The sequence below is a fragment of the Roseisolibacter sp. H3M3-2 genome, assembly GCF_029211165.1.
Taxonomy (GTDB): Bacteria; Gemmatimonadota; Gemmatimonadetes; order Gemmatimonadales; family Gemmatimonadaceae; genus Roseisolibacter.
On record NZ_JARGEK010000682.1, the window covers coordinates 1 to 1061 of the forward strand.

Annotated in this window: 1 protein-coding gene; it reads left to right on the forward strand. The window is 79.6% G+C overall.

What is annotated here, in order from left to right:
* Positions 1–1061: hypothetical protein (locus tag PYV61_RS25710; RefSeq protein ID WP_275836736.1), on the forward strand; the 1061-nt coding region annotated here is incomplete at both ends.

Consider the following 1061-nt stretch of genomic DNA (forward strand, 5'->3'; position numbering starts at 1 on the left):
CGCGCGCCGGCGCGCGACACGGTGGTGCGCGAGGGGCGCGGCGCGCTGGCGCTCAGCGCGGCGCTCGCCGACGACCTCGGGCTCGCCGACGGCGCGTTCGAGTACATCGTGTCGTCGGGCGAGGGGGAGAGCTTCACCTTCCGCGCCGGGCGCGTGGGCGCGGCGGCGCTGCGCGGCGCGCGGCGCGGCGCGCTGGCGTCGACGCTCGACCTCTCCGCCCTCGCGCTCAAGCCCGGGGACGTGGTGCACCTGCGCGCGGTCGCGCACGACGGGCGCCCCGGGCGCCGCGCGCCGTCGGCCGTCGATACCGCGACCGCGCGCTCGGCCACCGAGGCCGCCGCCCCGCCGCAGCCCGACGCGGCGCTCGGCGTGTCGGAGACGCGGGCGCTGCGCGTGGCCCGCGTCGGCGAGTACGACTCGGTCGCGGTGGAGGGCGCGCCGCCGCCGCCGATCGACACGACCGCGATCGGGCAGCGCATGATCCTGCAGCTCACCGAGGCGCTGGTCGCGCGCGCGCAGGCGCGTCGCAACCCGCTGCCGCGCGAGGCGGTCACGCGCGAGTCGCGCAAGCTGGCGCAGGACCAGGCGCGGCTCCGCAAGCGGGTGGGCGACGCGGTGTTCGCGCGCATCGGCGAGGGCGAGGGGGAGCACGCGCACTTCGAGGGGGACGGGCACCAGCACGGCTCGGGCGAGCCGCTCCCCGTCCTCACCCCCGAGCAGCTGGTGGCGGCCGCCGACCGTGCGACCAACGCCGCCTCGGCGGCGGCGACGGCGGAGGCGGGGGAGTCGCCGGTGCTGGCAGTGAACAAGCCGCTGCTCGAGGCCTACAACCACATGTGGGACGCGGGGCGCGCGCTGGAGATCGGCGAGCCGCGCGCCGCGATCCCGCCGATGCGCCTCGCGATCGCGGCGCTGCAGCGCGCGCGCGCGGCCGAGCGCATCTACCTGCGCGGGCGCCCGCCGACGGTGGTGTTGGACCTGAACAAGGTGCGCGGCGCGGGGCGCGTCTCGGGCGACACGCTGCGCCTCGCCGCGCGCGCGCCGCGCCCGCCGCGCGACCC